Genomic DNA, 21,530 nt, shown 5'->3' with positions numbered 1-21,530 from the left:
ATCACCTCAGCATAATTTGGAAATCCCCAACATCTTTATATCGGTTATAAAAGCATATTTTTTCATAAGAGTTTCTGTAAATTCATTGTAAATAGAGCATGATAAATGAGATGATTTTTTCTCTATATGTAAAAAGTGTAGATTTTCGTACTGCTTTTATTATACGAACTGTCCAAATTCATTTATTTTCGTTTATATCGGAAGAATAAAGTGTAATTTGGAAAACATAGGCACTCTGAAACCATCACTCTATTTCAATCCGAAAGGAGTAACATTTAAAATGACTTCGACAGATTTAATTCCGCAGCCCAAAACTTATGGTCCCTTAGGTAATCTGCCCTTGATCGATACACATGCCCCTGTCCAGTCTCTGGTTAAGCTTTCTTATGAGTACGGTCCAATTTTCCGCATGGATCTGCCTGAAGGAACGAACATTTATATTTCCGGTCATAAGCTGGTCGCAGATGCTTGTGATGAATCCCGTTTCGACAAACAAGTGTGGGCTCCGTTACAAAAAGTACGAGCTTTTGCAGGAGACGGACTATTCACAAGCTGGACTGAGGAACCGAACTGGCGCAAGGCCCACCAAATTTTGCTACCAAGCTTCAGCCAGAGGGCTATGAAGGGTTACCACAATATGATGCTTGATCTTGCTGTTCAGCTGATACAGAAATGGTCTCGGCTTAATCCCGATGAAAGTGTAGAGGTACCGGAAGATATGACCCGGCTGACTTTGGATACCATCGGATTATGCGGCTTTAATTATCGTTTTAACAGTTTCTACCGCGATCAGCCCCATCCGTTCGTGACCAGTATGACACGCGCACTAGATGAAGCGATGGGTCAGCTGCAACGCCTCAAGTTGCAAAACAAGCTGATGTTATCGAAGAAAAAGCAGTTTAAACACGATATCGAAACGATGTTTTCTCTGGTAGACAGCATTATTCAAGAACGCAAAACCCTTGGTAACCAAGGAGAAGAGGATTTACTGGCACGCATGCTGGAAGGCAAGGACCCGGAAACTGCTGAGACGCTGGATGATGAAAATATCCGCTATCAGATCATCACCTTTCTCATTGCCGGTCATGAAACGACTAGTGGGCTTTTATCCTTTGCCATTTACTATTTGCTTAAGAATCCGCGAACGCTAACCAAGGCCTATGAAGAAGTGGATCGCGTGCTCACCGATTCGCTGCCTTCCTATACTCAGGTTCGTGAACTCAAGTACATAAGGATGATACTGAATGAAGCTCTGCGACTATGGCCGACAGCGCCCGCCTTCTCTCTCTTTGCCAAAGAAGATACGCTGCTCGACGGAACCTACCCACTTAAAAAAGGTGACAGCGTCAATGTACTCATCCCAAAACTGCACCGTGATACCGAGGCTTGGGGCGAAGATGTTGAGGAATTTCGACCGGAACGCTTCGAGGACCCATCCGCCATTCCGCAAGATGCCTACAAACCGTTTGGCAACGGTCAACGCGCCTGTATTGGACAGCAGTTTGCCTTACAGGAGGCCACCCTTGTGCTGGGTATGGTACTGAAACATTTTGAGCTGATTGATCATACTCATTATGAGTTGAAAGTCAAAGAAACGCTCACACTCAAGCCGGAGGGCTTCACCATTCAAGTACGCCAGCGCAGCACACAGACTGCCGTCATGCTGCCAGGTGCCGCTCAAGAACTTCATGAACAAGAGGAACAAAAGGTTGCACCCCCTCATGCCGAAAAGCATGATACTTCTTTGCTGTCTTTGTACGGCTCGAATCTGGGTACAGCTGAGGGACTTGCAGGGGAACTAGCCGATTTAGGCCGAAATTGGGGTTTCAACAGTAGCATAGCAACTCTGAATGATCGTGTGGACAATTTGCCTAAAGAAGGCGTGGTACTTATTACGACCGCATCTTATAACGGGCATCCACCGGATAATGCTGATGCCTTTGTACAATGGTTAGAGCAGGCAGACGAGGGGCAACTGGCAGGCGTAAGGTACGCTGTATTCGGCTGCGGCGACCGCAATTGGGCCAGCACGTATCAGCGTATTCCAAGGCTGATCGACGAGTTGATGACTACCAAAGGGGCGAAGCGACTGTATGACCGGGGTGAGGGCGATGCCAGCGGTGACTTCGAGAAGGATTGGGAAGCCTGGAACCACGGCTTATGGCCGGATTTGTTGAATGCTTTCGGGGTAGAGCACAATGATACAGAACCGGAGGACAGCAACAGCCTGAGCATAGAGTTCGTCAGCGCCATACTCAGTACACCTCTTGCAGACAACTACGGAGCAGTTACCGCCGTCGTTACAGCGAATCGTGAGCTGCTTGCTGCTGAAAGTGAACGCAGTACACGACATCTGCAGCTCAAATTACCAACCGGATTGTCCTATCGCGAAGGCGACCACCTTGGTGTGTTACCGCGTAATCCTGCTTCGCTGGTCAAAAGGGTGATGCAACGCTTTAAATTACAGGAACAGGATTACATCGTATTGAGAGGCAGTGACCGGGATGCGACGCATCTCCCCTTAGATCGGCCTGTCAGTATAGGAGATTTGCTCACTCTCAGTGTGGAACTGCAAGAACCGGCAACAAGAGCCCAGCTACGGCAACTGGCATCCTTTACAGTGTGTCCACCGCACAAGAAAGAAATTGAAGCTTTGCTGGAGGATACTACCTTTGATCGAGAGATACGACAGAAGCGCGTCACGATGCTGGATATTCTGGAGAAGTATCCAGCCTGCGAGCTGCCATTTGAAAACTTTATCTAGCTGTTACCACCACTCAAGCCTAGGTACTACTCCATCTCAAGCTCTCCGCTTGAATCGGATAATTCGGCGAGTATAACAGTGGGCGTCGTGCGTGGACCCGCCCGTAGCGGACAAGGTGAATACCTAGGAATTGCCTCTAATTATTTGGCACAGCTCCAACCAGATGATCCAATTGTCATTTTTGTGCGTAAGCCTCAGTCGGGCTTCCGTTTGCCGGAAGATCCAACCGTGCCTGTCATCATGATCGGTCCGGGTACTGGAGTGGCACCATTCCGCGGATTCCTCCAGACACGTCATGTACTTAAGGAGAGAGGAGAACCCCTCGGCGAGGCTCATCTATATTATGGCTGCCGTAATCCAAAGCTCGACTATCTGTATAAGCAAGAGCTGCAAGCCTGGGAGCAGGAGGGAATCGTTACGCTTCATACAGCCTTTTCACGTCTGCCCGGTCAATCCAAAAGATACGTGCAGCATGTCATGAAGGAAGATGCAGATACTCTGATTCACTTGCTTGATGAAGGAGCGCATCTGTATGTATGCGGTGATGGTAGCCGTATGGCTCCCGATGTAGAAAACACCCTTTGTGCAGCTTACGCGGAAGCACACCATACCAGTAAAGAAGAAGCACAGCAATGGCTGGATCGTCTCCAACAGAAAAAACGCTATGCCAAGGATGTCTGGACAGGCATCTAATGATATCACTATAAGAGCAAGCATCATGTTAAAAAATAAAAGGGACTGATTACTAGGCTTCGATCTCGTCGCCAGTAATTCAGTCCCTTTTATGATTATCTTTCACTCCATTTGGAAGCAATCACTTCGGTTTTACTTTCTATGAGATCCATGACTTCCTCGCGGCGTTTCGTCTTGAATAAATTAATCATGTCGATCAAGTCGTTGCGGTCTAATAATTTAACCCCGTTGACAGCAGCCAGTGTTTTACAGGATTCCGTATAACGGCCGGAGGTGATGACGAGGGACTTGTCAGCTGCATAATAACGCATAGAGGTATAGATCTCCTGCACCGCGCTCAAGCCTACCGGATGTTGTACCCCATAACGTTTGGCCTGTATGACAACTCTGACGCCTTCACGGTCTGTAAAAACCAGATCCGCTCCAAAATCCCGGCTACTGGTTGTTTTATAGATGTCCTTATAACCAAGCGCGGATAATAATCGCTGCAAATAAAACTCAAATTCCGACCCATCCTCCATACGATCTATATCCTGAATTCCAATTTTGCGTGGGTCCAGATCACGTAAGATCCGATTTCTGCGACCACGTATCAGTCCTCTGATGATGAGCGTAAACAACACTAAAAGTACAATGAGTCCTATTCCTAATTCCTTGTATGCCAATAATTTCTCTAGCAACATCCAACTCTCCCTTATCTACCGTAAGCGTAGCCGTATCATCCCTAACAGGGAACCCTCCTATGCACGCTGGCTCCCGTATTATATCTCTCTTTAGCACATAACAATAGCCCCGCCAGATTCGACGGGGCTATCTTCGTCTTGCCTCAAAGCTGTCTAAACTCCATACTCCGCATTATTATTCGCGATTCAGCAAAGATTCTCCGGCAATACCAGGCTGAGTCATTTGGTACGGGTCCAATATAATGTCCAGCTCCTCCTCGGTCAGTACATTGTACAGCAAGCACAGCTCGCGCACCGATTTCCCAGTCGTAATTGCTTCGCGAGCAATGCGTGATACCACCTCATATCCAAGATGCGGATTAAGCGCTGTAATAATGCCTACACTGTTCTCCACATATTCACGACACCGCTCCACATTCGCTTCAATTCCTTCTACACAATGAATGCGGAAGACGTGAAAGCCCTGCTTCATAATTTCCAGCGATTGCAGCAGATTGTAGACCAGTACAGGCTCCATCACATTCAGCTCGAGCTGACCAGCCTCAGAAGCCAAGCAGATTGTATGATCATTACCAATGACTTGGAAAGCAATTTGGTTAATAACCTCACACATCACCGGATTTACCTTGCCTGGCATAATGGATGACCCTGGCTGACGAGCAGGCAGACTCAGTTCTCCCAGACCTGCACGAGGTCCGGAAGCCATTAACCGGATGTCATTTGCCACCTTAGACATATTCATCATACAAATTTTCAAGGCAGCAGACACTTCAGTATAAGCATCCGTATTTTGTGTAGCATCTACAAGATTTTCGTCAGCTTCCACAGGGAAGCCACTGACTTCTGCCAGTACCTCTGCGACACGCTGAATATAACGACGGTCTGCGTTCAGGCCCGTACCCACCGCAGTTGCACCCATATTAATCGTTAGCAGGTGCTGCTTAGTCGCACGGACGCGTCCGATATCACGACCCAGCACACGCGCATAAGCCTGAAACTCCTGTCCTAATCGGATCGGCACTGCATCCTGCAAGTGAGTCCGCCCCATTTTAATGACACTATCAAACTCATTTGCCTTGCGGGAAAATGCTTCCTGAAGCTCACTCATGGTAGCTAACAGCTTATCAATCATACTTAATACAGCCAAGTGTACGGCAGTAGGAAAAGCATCGTTCGTCGATTGCGCCATATTAACATGATTATTAGGACTGATCTCCTGATAATCTCCGCGTTGCTTGCCAATCAGCTCCAACGCACGGTTCGCAATTACTTCATTTGTATTCATATTAATGGACGTGCCTGCGCCGCCCTGAATCGGATCGACGATGAAATGATCATGCAACTGTCCTTGTATAATCTCATCAGCAGCCTGAATAATGGCCTCTGCTTTGGGGCGGTGTAAACGGGTTAGTTCCATATTTACCGTCGCTGCTCCCTTTTTCACGATCGCCATGGCTTTAATCAACTCAGGGTGCAGTCTTTGGCCTGTAATTGGAAAATTTTCTTTTGCCCTCAGCGTTTGTACACCGTAATAGGCATCTGATGGCACTTCCTTGGTACCTAAAAAATCATGCTCCAACCTCATATTCTCTGATTCCTCCGCTGTGTTTGCTACGTTCTTCAATTCAGTACAGCCAAATTGGCATAAGACCTATTCTGATCCCCTCTTCATTATACGTTTCTATTCCCGTGCTTTTCCAGTCGAATAAACGCGGAAAAAACTATGTAATCCTATGACAAGTTATGATTACCCGTATATACCACACTTATTCGGTAAATGCTCAGCTATGACTAGAATACAGATTTAATGGCTTATAATAATATCGAGTGGCATGCAGCTGACCATCGGCTGATTGAGCATAACCCGGAATAACACCAGCTTCTACGAACCCGATCGACTCGTATAGTCCATTGGACGGGTCACCCACCCGCGTATCGAGCACCAGTAACGTTCTATCCTGACTTAGTGCCTCTTCTTCCGCTACCTTCATTAACTGTCGTGCGATCCCCAGTCTGCGTCCAGACGGATGCACCATAAGCTTTGCAATTTCCGCACGATGAATAGCGTTAGCTTTTTGAGCCAAATGCAGCTGGACCGTCCCTACAGGTACTCCGTCCTTCTCGGCAATCCACAGAACTACACCGTCCTCAAGTACATTGTTCCAATAAATTGCTGCTTCCTGATAACCTAATGGGGGTAAGAAACCTATAGATGCACCGTCTGCAACCACGTCGATTAACAGTCGACTCAGTGAATCTGCCAGGGCTTCGCTCAGATCTTGAACAGGGTAGACTCTTATTTCATTAGACATTGTGATTCCTCCCGATGAGTTCAATAACATACAATAAAGAAAGCAAACTATCTTTTAGGATAGCTTACTTTCCATGATACTTCGTTTACTTCATCATTCTTATTTCCATTACTGCTCTGCCATATAAAAGAACTCCCACAGATGACCATCCAAATCCTGAAAGCTCCATCCATACATAAAACCATGATCTTGAGGTTCGTTCGAGGGTTTGCCGCCCGCTTCCAAAGCCTTGTGGACAATCTCGTCTACCTTTTCTCGGCTCTCCACCGATAAGGCAACAATCGCTTCTGTACTTTTTGTCGCATCTGAAATTTCTTTTGTCGTGAACGCTTTAAAACGTTCTTCAACCAATAACATGACAAAAATATGCTCACTAACAACCATACAGGTTGCATGTTCATCAGTGAACTGAGCGCTGAATTCAAATCCGATGGTAGTGAAAAAATCAATGGACTGTTGCAGGTTTTTAACTGGTAAATTCACAAAAATTTGTTTAGCTTTTACTCCCACGACATTTCACCTCTTCATTCGTAATTCATTCTACTTTATCATACTACCTCTCCACAAAAGATAACTTAACTATCGTATAAAGTCAATCAATCTGACATTTGTATAGTGAAGTCTCCTATTCCCAATGTAGCTTATCCAGTGTGCGTGATAATACAGCCGTTGCTTCTGCCCTCGTCACGGATGTAGCCGGGCCAAAACGGCCTTTCTCGTCTCCCTTCATAATACCTAGTCCAGACAAAGTCTTCACAGCCGGAGCTGCCCATGTAGAAATCTCCTGCGCATCCGATAATGATACGGATATACTTTCACTCACTTCTTTTGTATTTTCTTCTGTGTTCCCAGCGAAGCGCAAGGCTCTCTCTATAATCACAGCCAGTTCCTCCCTCGATACCGGTGTATTAGGACGGAAGCTTCCGTCAGCATAGCCGTTGATCAGCCCGGCTGCTGCTGTGGTACGTACGGAATCCGCATACCACGATTCGGTTTGAACGTCGTCAAAGCTCGTCAGCGTGCGATCTGTATGCTCCAATCCAAGCACCCGAACCAGCATCGCTGCCAGTTCAGAGCGTCGCACCTGGCCTTCAGGCTCAAAATGTACGTTCGCTAAGTCCCTTTCACGAGTCGCACTAGCTGTAGACGCTATTGAATGGGTCCCCGTCACAAGCAGGCGAGTTGCCAACCGTGTAATGTCTCGCTGCGCCCAATGGCCGGATATATCCATGAACGATCTTACTTCACCAGAAGCCCCGCCATCAAGCACAGCGTAAGTCCCTCCCGAACGTCCATACACGGTTATTTCCTCACTCGTAGCGTGAAAAGGAACGGGGGTATATGATAGCTGTCCGGCTTGGTTAGTCGATACCTTCACTACAGCAAGCTGGTCTGCATCGCCCGTTGCAGGAGCACGTAACAGATAACGTTCATACCCACTACCAGAGTCTCCGTTACCTGCCAAAAGCTGTTTCCGTCCATCCTCGTTTCTCAGCTCAGCGGCGATATCCAAAGCCTGTAACAGTTTGCGCCCTGGCGGAACATCAAAGCGTTTAGCCAGTTCTTCGTTCGAAGTGATGGAAAAATTCAAGGAAATTTGTTTTACAGGCACCTGCCAGGTATCAGCCAGTTTCTGAAGAGACAAACGACTTGTTGCTACTTCATATCCACCTTGTGGCGTTTCCACTCGAAGGGTACGAATACGGTCGTTCAAAACGGCTCCCAAAGCTTCCCCGCTTAAAAGAATCTCATACTTCCTCGCTTCTACTTGCTCCCCTGCACGGATCACAAGCGTACCCTTCGCGCCATTTTGAATGGCCTTTTGTATTTCAGCAGCCGTTACTTGAGCAACTGCCTTCTTCAGTTCGTTTTGCTCCACTCCGGTCATTACAGACTTGACTTGCACCACATTTGTACCAGACAGGCTGCTTCCATTGGGTTCACTACTGGCAGTCTGACCCTGCCCATTTACTGTTCCATTCACATTACCGCTACTGCCATTTCCTGTGTTACCGTTTCCCTCATTATCCTGCTGATCCTCATCATCATCGTCATTTCGGCCACTCCCACCCTCTGTCGGTGGTTCTTCCGTTTTGCGCGGCAAATCTATCTGCGCAACCAACGGATCATGATCACTGACCCGCCCGTCTGCCGCACTAAAGTCCGCATTCATATGAACGATATCCAGCACGGATGATTGGCTCAGTGACGGGCTGACCAGCATATGATCCAATGTTTGCGAGTTACCTTCATAAATATAGGAGTACCGTTCCTTTTCATCCAAATTGTCAATTAGATTGGTCAATTCCTGCCCCCGTAGCAAAGCCAGCGTTTCAGAAAATTGAAAATCATTTAGGTCACCGAGCACCACCATATTGGCCTTAGGGTTTACTTGCAGTACCGACTTTACAAAGCCATTCACAATCGTTGCAATCTTCGCACGCTGTATTTCGCTGCTTCGTACAGGCGGCTGAATTCCTCCAAATGGCGCTTGATCGCCCCCTTTGGAATTAAAATGGTTAGCGACCACAATCACCTGCTGGCCTTCAAACTCAAATTCAGCGGCCAACGGCTTGCGCGAGTCTTCAAATGACGCATTCAGGGGATCAATCCGACCCGGGTTGAGAGAGAGTCCCTGCACTCCATAAGTGACAGACGTAACTGAATCCCCCTTGGGCTTGTCGGTCAGCGTAACACGTTGCGGATTGTACAAGAAGCCAACACGGATGTTACCACCGGGAGCACCGCCATCCTTATTATTTTCAGGGGCAATATCTGTAAAAGCGTACTCCGGGCCTCCATGAGCTCGAATCGCCTCTATGAGCACGCGGAAGCTTTCGGAAGCGTCTGTGGTGCCATCATCTTTCTCACCGTTATTATCCTGCACTTCCAGCAATCCTATGATATCCGGATGATTCAAATTTACGGCGATAGCCTGCCCCAGCTGATCTATTCGTTTTCCATCACCGGGATCGAAGTTTTCCACATTAAAAGAAGCTACTGTCAGCTTACGTTCATCGCGTATCAAACGCGTATTGGCTGGCTGGAGGCCGCCAGGTACAACATCCGGCAGACGCTCTGGCAGCAGCTTATAATTGCTAAAGCTATAGCTCACCACACCTGTGATAGGACCCGCAAAACGATCGCCTGTCTTCAACGGTGTCGAAGGCTTCGCATCAATCAGAATCCGTTGCGGGTTCAGACTTCTTTCTGTCAGCATGAGTCCGCCTGCCTCCGTTACAACCTCACCTGTGTTTGGACCGTTATCAATTCGGACTGGAATTTCATAGCCATAAGGACCAATCACAGTGGCATCCTTCAACTCTACACGCATGCCTTCCAGACTTTCGAAAAAGTCCAAGCCATCCTCCTGTGGATCAAACACCGTCATTCCGTCATTATCAACAACAGATGTCGGCATCACACGTCCCTGTTCACCTAGCAAAATTGGAGATGGCAATGGACGGTCATTGGCAATTACCCTAACCGAAGAAGCCACAATTTCTGTTGTCGTCAAGTCGATTGGCTTACTTGCATATGTTCTTTCCGTATATTCCTTCACCGAACCGCTAACCCTTACCTCATTCCCAACTTGTGCACCGTGACTAGGCTTGTACACTAAAATGGCCTCGGATGTTTTTTCATCCTGATCCACTTGATCATCCAACTCTTGGATATAGAAGCTGCTCCCCTTCACCATCGTGACAACGCCTTCAATATCCGCTACTTTTTGTCCTTCATATGGAGAACGGTGTGCTACCCCCTGTATATCGTGGATGCGAAGCTTTTTAGGAAAATAGACATCTGCATATACACTTGCCCCTACAGTTACGGGTGAAGGTTGCACCTCTTTTCCTGCAAAAGATGCAGGCTCTGCCGAAGCTTTTCCACTGGACAACCCTACCGGCCCTCCACCTGAAAGCACCAGTATGGCACTGAGCCATGTGATCCCGAACCTTTTTAATTTCGTGGATAATATTTTTACTATGTATTCTTGTTTCATCAGAAGATACTCCTCTCTCCATTTTTACTATGATTACGCTTACAAATATATTCATCTTTTAAGATACCATAAATTAGTCAATTTAGTACCTTAATTATGTAAAATGAATTCTTCTTGCCGTAGCATATTCAGATCAAATTATTGTAAACTTGTTCTAATACAGAAAAAGGTGGCACATACGCTATGGAGCATTTGCTTAACGATCAGGTTAAAAACATTCAAATCAGCGGCATCCGCAAAATCGCCAACAAAGTTGCCGCATTACCCGGAACCCTGTCATTAACGATCGGACAGCCGGATTTCCCTACCCCTGCGCATATTATGGAAGCTGCCCATCGGGCGATTAACGAAGGACGCACCTCCTATACACCTAATCCGGGACTGCCGGAATTAAGAGAAGCCGCAGCGGCGTTTGTAGCTCGTAAATACGGCCTGAATTACCGTGGACAGGATGAGGTTATCGTAACGAACGGAGCCAGTGAAGCGCTGGATATTACCTTACGCACGATTTTGTCACCCGGCGATGAAGTTGTTCTACCTGTCCCGATCTACCCAGGGTACGAGCCATTGATCCGTTTGTCAGGCGGCATTCCTGTGTTTGCCGATACCCGCAGTAGCGGCTTCAAGCTCACGGCCGAGGTGCTGGAGCCTTATCTGACCGAACGGACAAAAGCAGTCATTCTCGGATATCCTTCGAATCCAACCGGACGAGTGATGAGCCGCGAAGAACTGGAAGCGGTCGCGGATTTACTGAAGGAGCGCGATCTGTTTATCATTTCGGACGAAATATACAGCGAACTGATTTACGATACACCCCACGTGTCCATTGCAGCTCTACCAGGTATGCGTGAGCGCACCATCGTCATTAACGGTCTGTCCAAATCACATTCCATGACGGGATGGCGTATTGGTTTTACACTTGCACCCGCTGAAATTACACAGCACATGGTCAAAGTCCATCAGTACAACGTGACCTGCGCTAGCTCAATTAGCCAATATGCTGCCCTGGAAGCCTTGACCACTGGTGTCGATGATGCACTTCCGATGCGTGAGGAATACCGCAAGCGTCGTGATTATGTACATGGAAGGCTGACAGACATGGGTATCCCGCTGGAGAAACCCGAGGGAGCCTTTTACCTTTTCCCTTCCATCGCCCATTTTGGATTAAGCTCGATGGATTTTACCTTGAAGCTGCTGGAAGAGCATGGAGTGGCTGTCGTACCTGGAGATGCCTTTTCTTCCTATGGTGAAGGATACATTCGCTTGTCCTATGCTTACGGGCAGGATGTGCTGGAGCAAGGGTTGGATAAAATAGAGAGGTTTGTTAGGGGAATTGTGAGGAGTTAAGGTGGGGGAGGCGCTACGCAGTCCATTTGATCTTCCGATCGCTGTTGCTTCTCCAGATTCAAATGGCCCGCTTCGCTCACTGCCCACCTTAAAGTCCCACAATTCTCTAACGTGTGTGGGAGACGCAGGGGTAAAAAAATACTCACCGCTTTGCGCGGTGAATAAACAAAACAGGCCCTTGAACCACCTGTACGGGTGGTTCAAGGGCCTGTTCGCTCTTCCTCTACTCCCTCACCTGGTGTGGGATTCATGGGTGCGTACCTTTAAGCACGGTACAGCGGAGGGGGCGGAATGGTGCTGGACAAGCGAAGCGGTCGCCTTTAAATTCCAATTTTTACCTTTAAATATTCAATCATAACAATCGGAATTTAACAGCGATGGTAAGCACCATCCGCCACCGCAGCGACCTTTAAAGCACCAATCCCTAATCCCAACGCCACTCCCCTACTTTAAATGCATTTTGAATTGCAGAAACAACTCATTGTAATGAGCGAGCATGCGCTTGCCCAGATTGTTGTATACTTCCAGCTTGTCAGTAATTTCCGACGGAGGATAAAAACGCTCGTCACCAGAGATATCTTCAGGCAACAACTTCTTTCCATCCTCATTAGGTGTGGAGTATCCTACAAACTCGGCATTTTGAGCGGCTACATCGGGCTGCACCATGAAATTGATGAACTTATGGGCCGCATCCACATGGGTAGCGGTTTTTGGAATAACCATATTATCAAACCACAAGTTGGAGCCTTCATCTGGCACGATGTAATCGAGCTTCTCGTTCTCATCCATGATTTCAGACGCATCACCGGACCATACAACCCCGGCAGCAGCTTCCTCGTTTGCCAGCAGCATTTTAATCTCGTCACCAACAACCGCTTTAACATTGGGCGCTAATTTCTCCAACTTCGTCAAAGCCTGCTGCAAATGTGCCTCATTCGTATCGTTCAAGGAATAGTGAAGGCTGTTCAGTGACATCCCTACGACTTCCCTCGCACCATCAACCAACAGTAGGTTATTACGTAGCTTTGGATTCCACAGACCGTTCCAGCTATGAAAATCAATGCCTTTCGTCAGCTCCGGGTTAAACACAATCCCGACTGTGCCCCAAAAATACGGTACCGAGTATTCATTATTCGGGTCAAACGAAAGGTTTAGAAAATGAGAATCCACATGCTTCAAATTCGGCAGCTTGCTGTGGTTCAACGGGAGCAACAAGTGCTCCTGCTTCATTTTAGCCAAAGCATATTCCGAGGGAACCGCTACATCAAATGAAGTTCCTCCCTGCTCGATTTTCGTCAGCATCGCCTCATTGGAGTCAAAGGTCTGATAAATGACAGTAATCCCCGTCTCCTTCTGAAACCGTTCCAACAGCTCAGGGTCAATGTAGTCTCCCCAGTTGTACACCGTCAGTGTGTTGCCACCGGAGTAGCCTTGGCTGGAATTAAGCCATGCTGCCACCCCCATCAGACCAAACGAGATGATGAAAATGGACAGAAACATGCGCACAAGTGACTTCATCTAGGCACCCCCATTTCTGCCGCAGGCTCTTTTTTACCATTACGATTCGCCTTGCGCATAATAAAGTAGTAGCCCACTACCAGCAACACAGTAAACAGGAAAATGAGCGTGGATAACGCATTGATGGACAAGGAAACTCCTTGACGGGCACGTGAGTATATTTCCACCGATAAGGTCGAATAGCCACTACCTGTCACAAAAAAGGTCACCGCAAAATCATCCAGCGAGTATGTTAACGCCATAAAGAAGCCCGCATAAATCCCTGGCTTGATAAAGGGTAGAATCACCTTGGTCAGCACATCCATTCGGCTGGCACCCAAATCACGCGCGGCATCGACCAGAGATGGACTCATTTCCTGCAACCTCGGCAAAATCATAATGACCGCAATCGGCACACTAAATGCAATATGGGATAATAAAACGGAGTAGAAACCCAGCTTAATCCCGACCATCGTGAACAAAATGAGGAAGGAAGCGCCAATAATGACGTCCGGGTTCACGATCAATACATTATTGAGCGACAGCAGCGTATTCTTGACTCGACGGTTCTGCATCTGATGAATAGCCAGCGCACCCATGATGCCAATAATCGTAGCCAACGCAGACGACAGCAAAGCAATCACCAAGGTATTAATGACAATAATGATCAAACGGGTGTCTGCAAACACCTCTTTGTAATACTGGAGTGTAAAACCTTCAAACTCATGCATCGTCCCGCCGCTGTTGAAGGAATAGTACATCAAATACAAAATAGGCGCGTACAACACGAGAAAAACAATCACCAAGTAAATATTCCCGAATCGGTTTTTATTTACCATGCCGCACCCTCCGTTTCGTTCCCGAGGTGAGCAGCATAATGATCCCCATCGCCAAAATCAGGAACACGGCAACCGTAGAGCCCATACCCCAATCCTGAGTAACCAGAAAATGCTGCTCTATCGCCGTCCCCAGTGTAATCACACGGTTACCTGCAATCAGGCGGGTAATCATAAACAGTGACAACGCTGGAATAAACACAGCCATGCAACCGGACCGCACACCCGCAAGCGTTAACGGGAAAATAACCCTGCGAAACGCAGTCCACCTGGAGGCTCCCAAATCACGGGCTGCGTCCAGCAATGAAGGGTTTAACCCTTCCAACGCGTTATAGATGGGCAAAATCATAAAAGGCACAAAAATATAAACCGATACAAACACAAAGCTGGAGCTGGTAAACAATAATTGCTGACCTCCCAACCCAACCATACCTAACACCGTATTCACCGGGCCATAGGTACCAAAGATCCCGATAAAAGCATACGTTTTGAGTAGCAAGTTAATCCAGGTCGGCAAAATAATGAGCAACAGCCACAGCTGCTTATGCTTGGTGCGTGTGAGCAAATATGCTGCCGGGTAAGCAACTAACAGTGAAAATACAGTGATCAGAAATGCATACCAGAACGAGCTAAGCGTCATGCTCAAATAAACAGGTGTCAGAAACTGAGCATAGTTGTTGAAGGTGAGATGACCATCCACATCAAATAACGAATAGTAAAACACAAGAACAACTGGAGCCGCCACGAACAGCACAATCCATAAATAGTAAGGCAGCAGATACGCTGCTCTTGTATTACCGGACATGCTGATCCACCTCTTCATAGGCTTCCAGACGCCGATCAAATTCTTCCTCTGTTTCCCCGAACCGCATCACATGGATCGCTTCCGGGTCAAATCGCAGACCGATTTCACTGCCCAGCTCCGCCTTTTTGGTAGAATGCACGAGCCACTCCTGACCCGAATCATCATAGCAGCTTATTTCATAGTGAACCCCACGGAACAATTGGGTATCCACTTTTACACGTAGCTTGCCTTCAGCCACACTCGTAATCTCCAAGTCCTCCGGCCGGATCACAATTTCAATAGGCTCGTTCGGACGTAGTCCGCCGTCGACACATTCAAACTGTCGACCGTTAAATTCCACTTGGTAATCGGCAATCATCCGTCCTGGGACAATATTGGATTCACCGATGAAATCAGCAACAAACCGATTGATCGGCTCATCATAAATATCATTAGGGGTACCACTTTGCTCAATCTTACCTTTGTTCATGACAAAAATTTCGTCCGACATGGCCAGCGCTTCCTCCTGATCATGCGTAACGAAAATAAAGGTAATTCCAAGGCGCTGCTGCATTTCGCGCAAAATGTACTGCATTTCAGTACGCAGCTTTAAATCCAGTGCAGACAACGGTTCATCCAACAACAGAACATCAGGCTCATTGACGATAGCCCGTGCGATGGCTACACGCTGACGCTGTCCCCCGGACATCTCAGAAATTTCCCGCTCGCCGTAGCCTTCCAGATTGACAAAGGACAACGCCTGTGTCACCTTCTCCTGAATGTCCTTTTTGTTCATCTTTTTGATTCGCAGACCAAAGGCTACATTTTCAAACACATTCAGATGCGGAAATAGCGCATAATCTTGAAAAACCGTATTGACCTGCCGCTCATTGGCTGGAACACGATTAATGAGTTTTCCGTTCAAATAAATAGAGCCTTCTGTCGGCTCCGCAAAACCTGCAATCATACGCAGAATCGTTGTTTTACCACAGCCGGAAGGCCCCAGCAGTGTATAAAATTTACCACGCTCAATCTCAAAGCTGACGTCCGCCAGCACTGGGGGATCGTTGTCATATTGCTTGGTCACCCGTTCAAATCGGATGATGGTTTGCTCTCCCATAACACCCTCCTTCAAAAATTCGACTTCATTCCATTTCATTCTTCTCATTAAACATAATTATTCAGGGCGTATCATTTACCCTTGAGACTTCCATGTAAAATAGTCTGTCAGCACACGAATGGCTACACCAATCGCTTCCTCCGCAGGTTCCAGCTTCGCATGATGCAAACCATAAGGCGTATCAACACCAAGCCAGAACATCAGACCGGGAATTCGCTCCAGAAAATACCCAAAGTCTTCTCCGGTCATCGCTTCTCCGCATTCAATAAGCTGCACATCCTGCCGATTACGGACCCAGTTCATAAATTCCTCGGTCACCTGAGCTTCATTGTACACTTGCAAGTAGTTTGAGCCATAATGAATCTCGGCATGGCATTCAAATCCAGCCTCCACACCACGCACCAGTGCTTCAATCCGTGATTTTACCAACATCATCGTATCGGCTGACAACGTTCGGATCGTACCCTCCAAACGGGCGGTTTCCGCGATAATATTTTGCTTCGTGCCTCCGCTAACCTTACCCACGGTAATGACCGCTGCATCGAGTGGATTCACATTACGGGCTACAACCGTCTGTAATTGTCCCACCAGCTGGCAAGCAGCCACTACCATATCATTCGCCTTGTGTGGATACGCAGCATGCCCGCCCATACCCTTCAGGTCGATGAAAAGCTCCGACGTATTGGCAAATAGGATGCCCGGGCGAGTCGCAATTGTACCGACAGGATATTCAGGTGCAACATGCAGCGCGACAATTTCATCGGGTATCCAGTCTGCCAGCTCCGTGCTGTCCCTCATAGGCAAGGCTCCGCCCGGCCCTTCTTCAGCCGGTTGAAACAACACAACCAGGTCATCCTTAATCGGATGGCTTGCAAAGTGAGTAACAATCCCCAATCCAATCGTCATATGTAAATCGTGTCCACAAGCATGCATATAGCCGGGATGGGTCGAACGGAAATCGTACCCTGTCTCTTCTTCAATCGGCAAACCATCCATATCACAACGATATCCATAGCGGCGTTCAGGAGCTGTTCCATGAATGAACACTAACACGCCCGTACGCCATGTACGAATTTCCAACCGCTCCTGAGGGAGCGTTTCCAAATAATCCAGCAAATATTGTTGTGTTTTGTACTCCTCAAAACCCGGCTCGGGAATTTGGTGTAAATCTCTTCGTATTTGGACAAAAGAACGATAGTCGACCGTACTCATTACCGCTACGCCTCCTCTTTATAGCTCATCAGCTCTTATCTGGCAAAAGAACAAAAGGACAAAAGCCCGGCGCAGCCGCCGAGCCTTGTCCGTTGTGCTTCGTCCCTAAGTTATGCTGTCAGTGCATCATGCTTCTGACAAGGAATCGTTCACCTTTGGTACATAAAAACTTTTGCCTTCTTACAGAACGCGCAGTTCTTTCAAAATCTCAGTTTTAGATTTGGTCTTATCGTCGACCTGTTTGATCACACGTGCAGGTGTACCCGCCACTACGGAGTATTCAGGCACATCTTCAGTTACGACAGCTCCAGCTGCAACAACTGCACCTTTACCAATTCGCACGCCTTCCAATACGACCGAGTTCGCACCGATCAATACATCGTCTTCTACTACAACTGGCTGTGCAGATGGTGGTTCAATGACACCTGCCAGGACAACGCCTGCACCGATGTGGCACATGTTACCTACTTTAACACGACCGCCCAGCACAGCATTCATATCAATCATCGTGCCTTCACCAATGGTGACACCGATGTTAATTACTGCACCCATCATAATGACGGCGTTGTTACCGATGCCAACCATATCACGAATATATGCGCCTGGCTCAATGCGGGCATTGATGCCTTTCAGATCGAGCATAGGAACAGCAGAGTTACGGCGGTCATTTTCCACCACATAGTCTTCTTCTTTTGCGTTTGCGCTATCCAGTACAGGCTTGATATCAGCCCAATCACCAAATACAACACCACTGTCTCCAGAAATAAAGGCTTGAACATTCTCGCCAAAAGATGCGGAAGCCAAAGCTCCTTTTACATATACTTTAACAGGCGTCTTTTTCTTGCTGTTTTTAATCACGTTGATGACTTCTTGTGTATTCATTTCGATGGACATAGTAAATCTAACAACTCCTTCATCGCTTCATACGACTTCGCAAGCCGGAATGATCTTATTCTCTCATCCTTTATAGCACAAAAGTGCAGGTCTCGCAATTATAGATTAGACCCTTATAGCTCTAACCTCACCCTTAAAATAACAATTTCCAACGGCAAAACTGCCTTAAATTCATGATTGTAAGCCGCCGACCATCCCACACCAAAGTAGGATTATTTATTAGCTTGCAGGCTCTCCAGCGATGTATAAATGAAGGATTCGAATCCTTCAGCAGGTTCACCTTGTGGAATGTTCACTTTCACGATGAAACCGCCTGTTTTATTTTCTACAACTATATATTGCTGTGTCATCTTTGAACCGCTCGCTTGTAAGAACAGACGGTTGCTGGTCAGCTCTTGAGGGACGGATGCTTTGTCCAGCTTTTGCACCTTGCCGATGGAAGCTAGATCCTTCTCGCCTTCTTTTTGAAGCTCATCCAGATTAAAATCGGAGGGCAGCTTTGTAATTTCAGCATAATAGTTATCATCTACAGCCAAGGCAACACGGTTTTGATCGGGAAACAGGGACATCGGATCAAACACATACAGTGAATATCCCTCTCCTTTTGCCAATGTTGCTGTCTGCTTTTCCTTTTTTCCTTCAAGGGTAAGCTCAAAAGCTTGAGTTTTCGAGCGTTCCCCACCTACTGCTTGACTGGAACTTCCGTTTTGACTGCTATCTGTTGCAGCCTCTGCTTTTTGTATTTTCGTTAAAGTCAGTTGCTTCGCCGTAGCGTCGCCCTCTACTGCTTTCTCGTTATATTCAAACGCTACTGTATCGCCTTCTTTAAGTCCAGCTATTACCGTGTCCATTCCCTCCCCCAATTGGAAGGATTGGGCTTCGCCATTGGTTTCAATCTCTACCGTATGCGGGTCAGCAGCTCCATTGTATACACCTGTGCCTTTTTTAACCTCCGGCTCAGCGACTGGCTCCGGTTTAACTTGCGGCTGCTGTTGCGTTTGCGGTTGGTCTGCCCCTTGAGGTGCGTTGTTATTGGTTTGCGGTTTCGTTCCACAGGCTGACAGAGCCAGCACTGCCACTACAGTCAGTAGTATGATTGAAAATGTGTTTTGTTTTTTCATAAAATCCACCTCCACTATGATAGACGAGCTTGTGTAGCAAAAGTTCTACGCAGCATCTCACTTAAAATCCTACCTCCTGCTCCCATTTATAATATTCTCAGGATTTTGCAAAATCCTAATACCACGGGAATGTCAGGTACGGTATAATGGGCAGTATTAAACCTAATTTTTTGAGATACCGATGGAAGGAACATAGACGTATTTACTTTCTTCCATACGGATGGAGCTGCCACATGAATCAAGCACACAAACCGTCGTTTTCCTTTGAATTATTGTACATCATAGGTATTATCGCTATTTCGTTCTCCTCGATCTTCGTAAGATGGTCTGAAGCCGAGGTGTCCGTCATCGCTATGTACCGTTTGTACCTAACCAATCTGATCATGCTGCCCTTAGTCTGGAAATACCGCACTGAGCTGTTTAGCCTGACCCGCAAGCAGTGGATGCTGATCCTCTGGTCCGGCATTGCGCTAGGGCTACATTTCTTGCTCTGGATGGGCTCACTGCGACTAACCACCGTTGCAAGCTCTACCGTTATTATGACATTGGAGCCGATCCTTGTCATGCTCGGTTCTTTTTTGTTTTTCCGGACGGGCACGAACCGCGCTATGCTCATTGGAATGGGTATGGCTTTTATCGGCTCACTGGCCATCGGAGCTGGAGACTTCCACGTATCGGGACAAGCCCTGCTCGGGGATGCACTGTCCTTCTTGGGTATGGTAGCCGTGTCCATCCATATGCTGATGGGCAAGCATCTGCGCGAGCATTTGAGCGCGTTTGTGTATAATTTTTGGGTTTCCGCCATCGCAGCCACCTCACTTGCGCTGTATAATGTGGTCAATGCCATTCCTTTTACCGGATACGCTCCACGGGAATGGGGACTATTCCTGCTGCTTGCCATTGTGCCTACGCTGTTCGGACATTACCTGTTTAACTGGCTACTCAAATACATTAACGCCACCGCGGTGTCAATGGCGGTACTCGGCGAACCCGTTATTTCTTCCCTGCTAGCTTGGATGCTGCTCGGGGAAAGGCTGTCTACTTTACAATTTGGTGCAGGCTTTTTCATCCTGTTCGGGGTATGGATTTTTATCCGATACGGAGCGGATTTTAAAAAGAAAGTCATCCACCAAAGTGAGTTGCCCGACACTGAGCATCCCCTGAAGGCCAGCTCTTAACTTATTTACCCCATTTTCATAAACCATACTCAATGGATTAAATTTACTGTTAAATAAAGGAAGGCGGAATCCTCTATGAAATCCATCGTATCCAAACGCTGGCTGCTGGCCCGATTGTATGAGCCGGACATGATCATTGCCGACTGCCGTTCCCTGCTCGGACAAGCCGGGGCTGGACGGACTCAATTTAATGAAGACCATATTCCAGGGGCGGTTCACTTCGATTTGGAAGAAGACCTTACTGCTCCTCTTGATGAGCATGGTGGTCGCCATCCATTACCTGATGCGGATACACTTGCCGCACGTCTGAGTCGTGCCGGGATCAACGCATCTTCACGCATCGTCGCTTATGATGACCAAGGCGGTATGATGGCTTCCCGCTTCTGGTGGCTCCTGCGCTATCTCGGGCATAAGCAGGTATATGTGCTGGAAGAGGGCTACAGCGCTTGGAAGGAAGCGAAGTTCCCGGTTACGGCAGACCAGCCAATTCGCATTCCAAGTACATTCACACCGAATGTACAGCCACAAATGCTCACGAATATGCAAGAAGTGCAACGTGTATCCGAAGGTTCTGTTCCTGTTGGCTCCTATATCGGTTTTTCACCTATATTGATCGACTCCAGAGAGCGGCCGCGCTACCTGGGACTGGAAGAGCCCATAGATCAAGCTGCGGGGCATATCCCCGGTGCGGTGAATTACTTTTGGAAAGAAGTATTGGACGAAAAAGGCAGCTTTAAAAATGCGGAACAATTGCAGCAGCACTTTGCCGACCTTGATCCAAACGCAGAAATTATCGTGTATTGCGGTTCTGGCGTATCCGCCTGTCCCAATGTACTGGCCCTAAATGAAGCTGGATTTAGTAAGGTCCGTTTATATCCGGGAAGCTGGAGCGACTGGATCAGTTATGAGGAAAATCCGGTGGCGACCGGAGAGGAATAAAAAGTTTTCAACGGATATACAGTGGTTCTAAAGACAGATACACCGTCCTAGCGATTAGGCTTACGGCGGTGTATTTGCTTTGTTTAAAAAAACAACTTGAGCTGAGTGAAGCAATAAAACGATGTAGTTGAAGTTGCTTGCTTTTTT

The 21,530-nt window shown here is 47.4% G+C and carries 15 protein-coding genes and 1 pseudogene; 4 read left to right on the top strand and 12 right to left on the bottom strand.

The features are described from left to right. Positions 1-280 precede the first annotated feature (280 nt). Positions 281-3,457 (top strand): annotated as a pseudogene (locus ACQW03_RS19910) (bifunctional cytochrome P450/NADPH--P450 reductase). A gap of 95 nt (positions 3,458-3,552) precedes the next feature. Here the strand turns inward: ACQW03_RS19910 and ACQW03_RS19905 are convergent. The 5 genes from ACQW03_RS19905 to ACQW03_RS19885 all read right to left on the bottom strand — a co-directional run bounded on the left by ACQW03_RS19905 (position 3,553) and on the right by ACQW03_RS19885 (position 10,455). Beyond that, entirely contained in the window at positions 3,553-4,140 is a 588-nt protein-coding gene (locus ACQW03_RS19905; protein ID WP_441951384.1) for a restriction endonuclease, read from the bottom strand. A gap of 175 nt (positions 4,141-4,315) precedes the next feature. Then, positions 4,316-5,725, bottom strand: coding sequence for an aspartate ammonia-lyase (gene aspA, locus ACQW03_RS19900; protein WP_013311251.1), 1,410 nt, complete (start codon positions 5,723-5,725; stop codon positions 4,316-4,318). A gap of 196 nt (positions 5,726-5,921) precedes the next feature. Beyond that, a complete protein-coding gene (locus ACQW03_RS19895) occupies positions 5,922-6,452 on the bottom strand; it encodes a GNAT family N-acetyltransferase (RefSeq protein ID WP_071641950.1) in 531 nt (176 codons plus the stop codon). Between the two features lie 108 nt (positions 6,453-6,560). Continuing rightward, positions 6,561-6,962, bottom strand: coding sequence for a VOC family protein (locus tag ACQW03_RS19890; RefSeq protein WP_061829696.1), 402 nt, complete (start codon positions 6,960-6,962; stop codon positions 6,561-6,563). 115 nt (positions 6,963-7,077) lie between these two features. After that, positions 7,078-10,455: an S-layer homology domain-containing protein gene (locus ACQW03_RS19885; protein WP_441951381.1), complete on the bottom strand. Its 3,378-nt coding sequence runs from the start codon at positions 10,453-10,455 to the stop codon at positions 7,078-7,080. Positions 10,456-10,638: 183 nt separating this feature from the next. On the opposite strand from ACQW03_RS19885, the gene ACQW03_RS19880 reads away from it, so the two are divergent. Next, entirely contained in the window at positions 10,639-11,802 is a 1,164-nt protein-coding gene (locus ACQW03_RS19880) for an aminotransferase A (protein WP_071641956.1), read from the top strand. A 444-nt stretch (positions 11,803-12,246) separates the two neighbouring features. Here ACQW03_RS19880 and ACQW03_RS19875 read toward each other — a convergent pair whose 3' ends face one another. From ACQW03_RS19875 to ACQW03_RS19845, 7 genes are all read right to left on the bottom strand, one after another. Then, positions 12,247-13,320: an ABC transporter substrate-binding protein gene (locus tag ACQW03_RS19875; RefSeq protein ID WP_441951379.1), complete on the bottom strand. Its 1,074-nt coding sequence runs from the start codon at positions 13,318-13,320 to the stop codon at positions 12,247-12,249. Next, a complete protein-coding gene (locus tag ACQW03_RS19870; protein ID WP_013311255.1) occupies positions 13,317-14,138 on the bottom strand; it encodes an ABC transporter permease in 822 nt (273 codons plus the stop codon). Before ACQW03_RS19870 ends, ACQW03_RS19875 begins: the two co-directional genes overlap by 4 nt. Further along, a complete protein-coding gene (locus ACQW03_RS19865; protein ID WP_441951376.1) occupies positions 14,128-14,940 on the bottom strand; it encodes an ABC transporter permease in 813 nt (270 codons plus the stop codon). The genes ACQW03_RS19870 and ACQW03_RS19865 overlap by 11 nt, the downstream gene beginning before the upstream one ends. Beyond that, positions 14,930-16,039 (bottom strand): ABC transporter ATP-binding protein, encoded by a 1,110-nt coding sequence (locus ACQW03_RS19860; RefSeq protein WP_028542542.1) that lies wholly within the window; start codon positions 16,037-16,039, stop codon positions 14,930-14,932. Before ACQW03_RS19860 ends, ACQW03_RS19865 begins: the two co-directional genes overlap by 11 nt. A 75-nt stretch (positions 16,040-16,114) precedes the next feature. Continuing rightward, positions 16,115-17,251 carry an N-acetyldiaminopimelate deacetylase gene (locus ACQW03_RS19855; protein WP_068942451.1) on the bottom strand — a complete coding sequence of 379 codons (1,137 nt, stop codon included), beginning with the start codon at positions 17,249-17,251 and terminating at the stop codon, positions 16,115-16,117. 180 nt (positions 17,252-17,431) lie between these two features. Continuing rightward, positions 17,432-18,145, bottom strand: coding sequence for a 2,3,4,5-tetrahydropyridine-2,6-dicarboxylate N-acetyltransferase (gene dapD / locus ACQW03_RS19850; protein ID WP_013311259.1), 714 nt, complete (start codon positions 18,143-18,145; stop codon positions 17,432-17,434). Positions 18,146-18,357: 212 nt separating this feature from the next. After that, positions 18,358-19,266: a hypothetical protein gene (locus tag ACQW03_RS19845; RefSeq protein ID WP_441951373.1), complete on the bottom strand. Its 909-nt coding sequence runs from the start codon at positions 19,264-19,266 to the stop codon at positions 18,358-18,360. Positions 19,267-19,499: 233 nt separating this feature from the next. Between ACQW03_RS19845 and ACQW03_RS19840 the strand changes: the two genes are divergently transcribed. Then, the gene (locus ACQW03_RS19840; RefSeq protein ID WP_441951371.1) at positions 19,500-20,444 is read left to right on the top strand and encodes a DMT family transporter; all 945 of its coding nucleotides are present in this window, start codon (positions 19,500-19,502) and stop codon (positions 20,442-20,444) included. A 75-nt stretch (positions 20,445-20,519) separates the two neighbouring features. Next, positions 20,520-21,383, top strand: coding sequence for a sulfurtransferase (locus tag ACQW03_RS19835; protein WP_104497131.1), 864 nt, complete (start codon positions 20,520-20,522; stop codon positions 21,381-21,383). Positions 21,384-21,530 lie beyond the last annotated feature (147 nt).

Source organism: Paenibacillus sp. DRB1-1, from assembly GCF_052119485.1.
GTDB classification, from domain to species: Bacteria; Bacillota; Bacilli; order Paenibacillales; family Paenibacillaceae; genus Paenibacillus; species Paenibacillus polymyxa_B.
The sequence above is the reverse complement of the archived record's forward strand: the minus strand, read 5'-3'. Positions and strand labels throughout refer to the sequence as shown.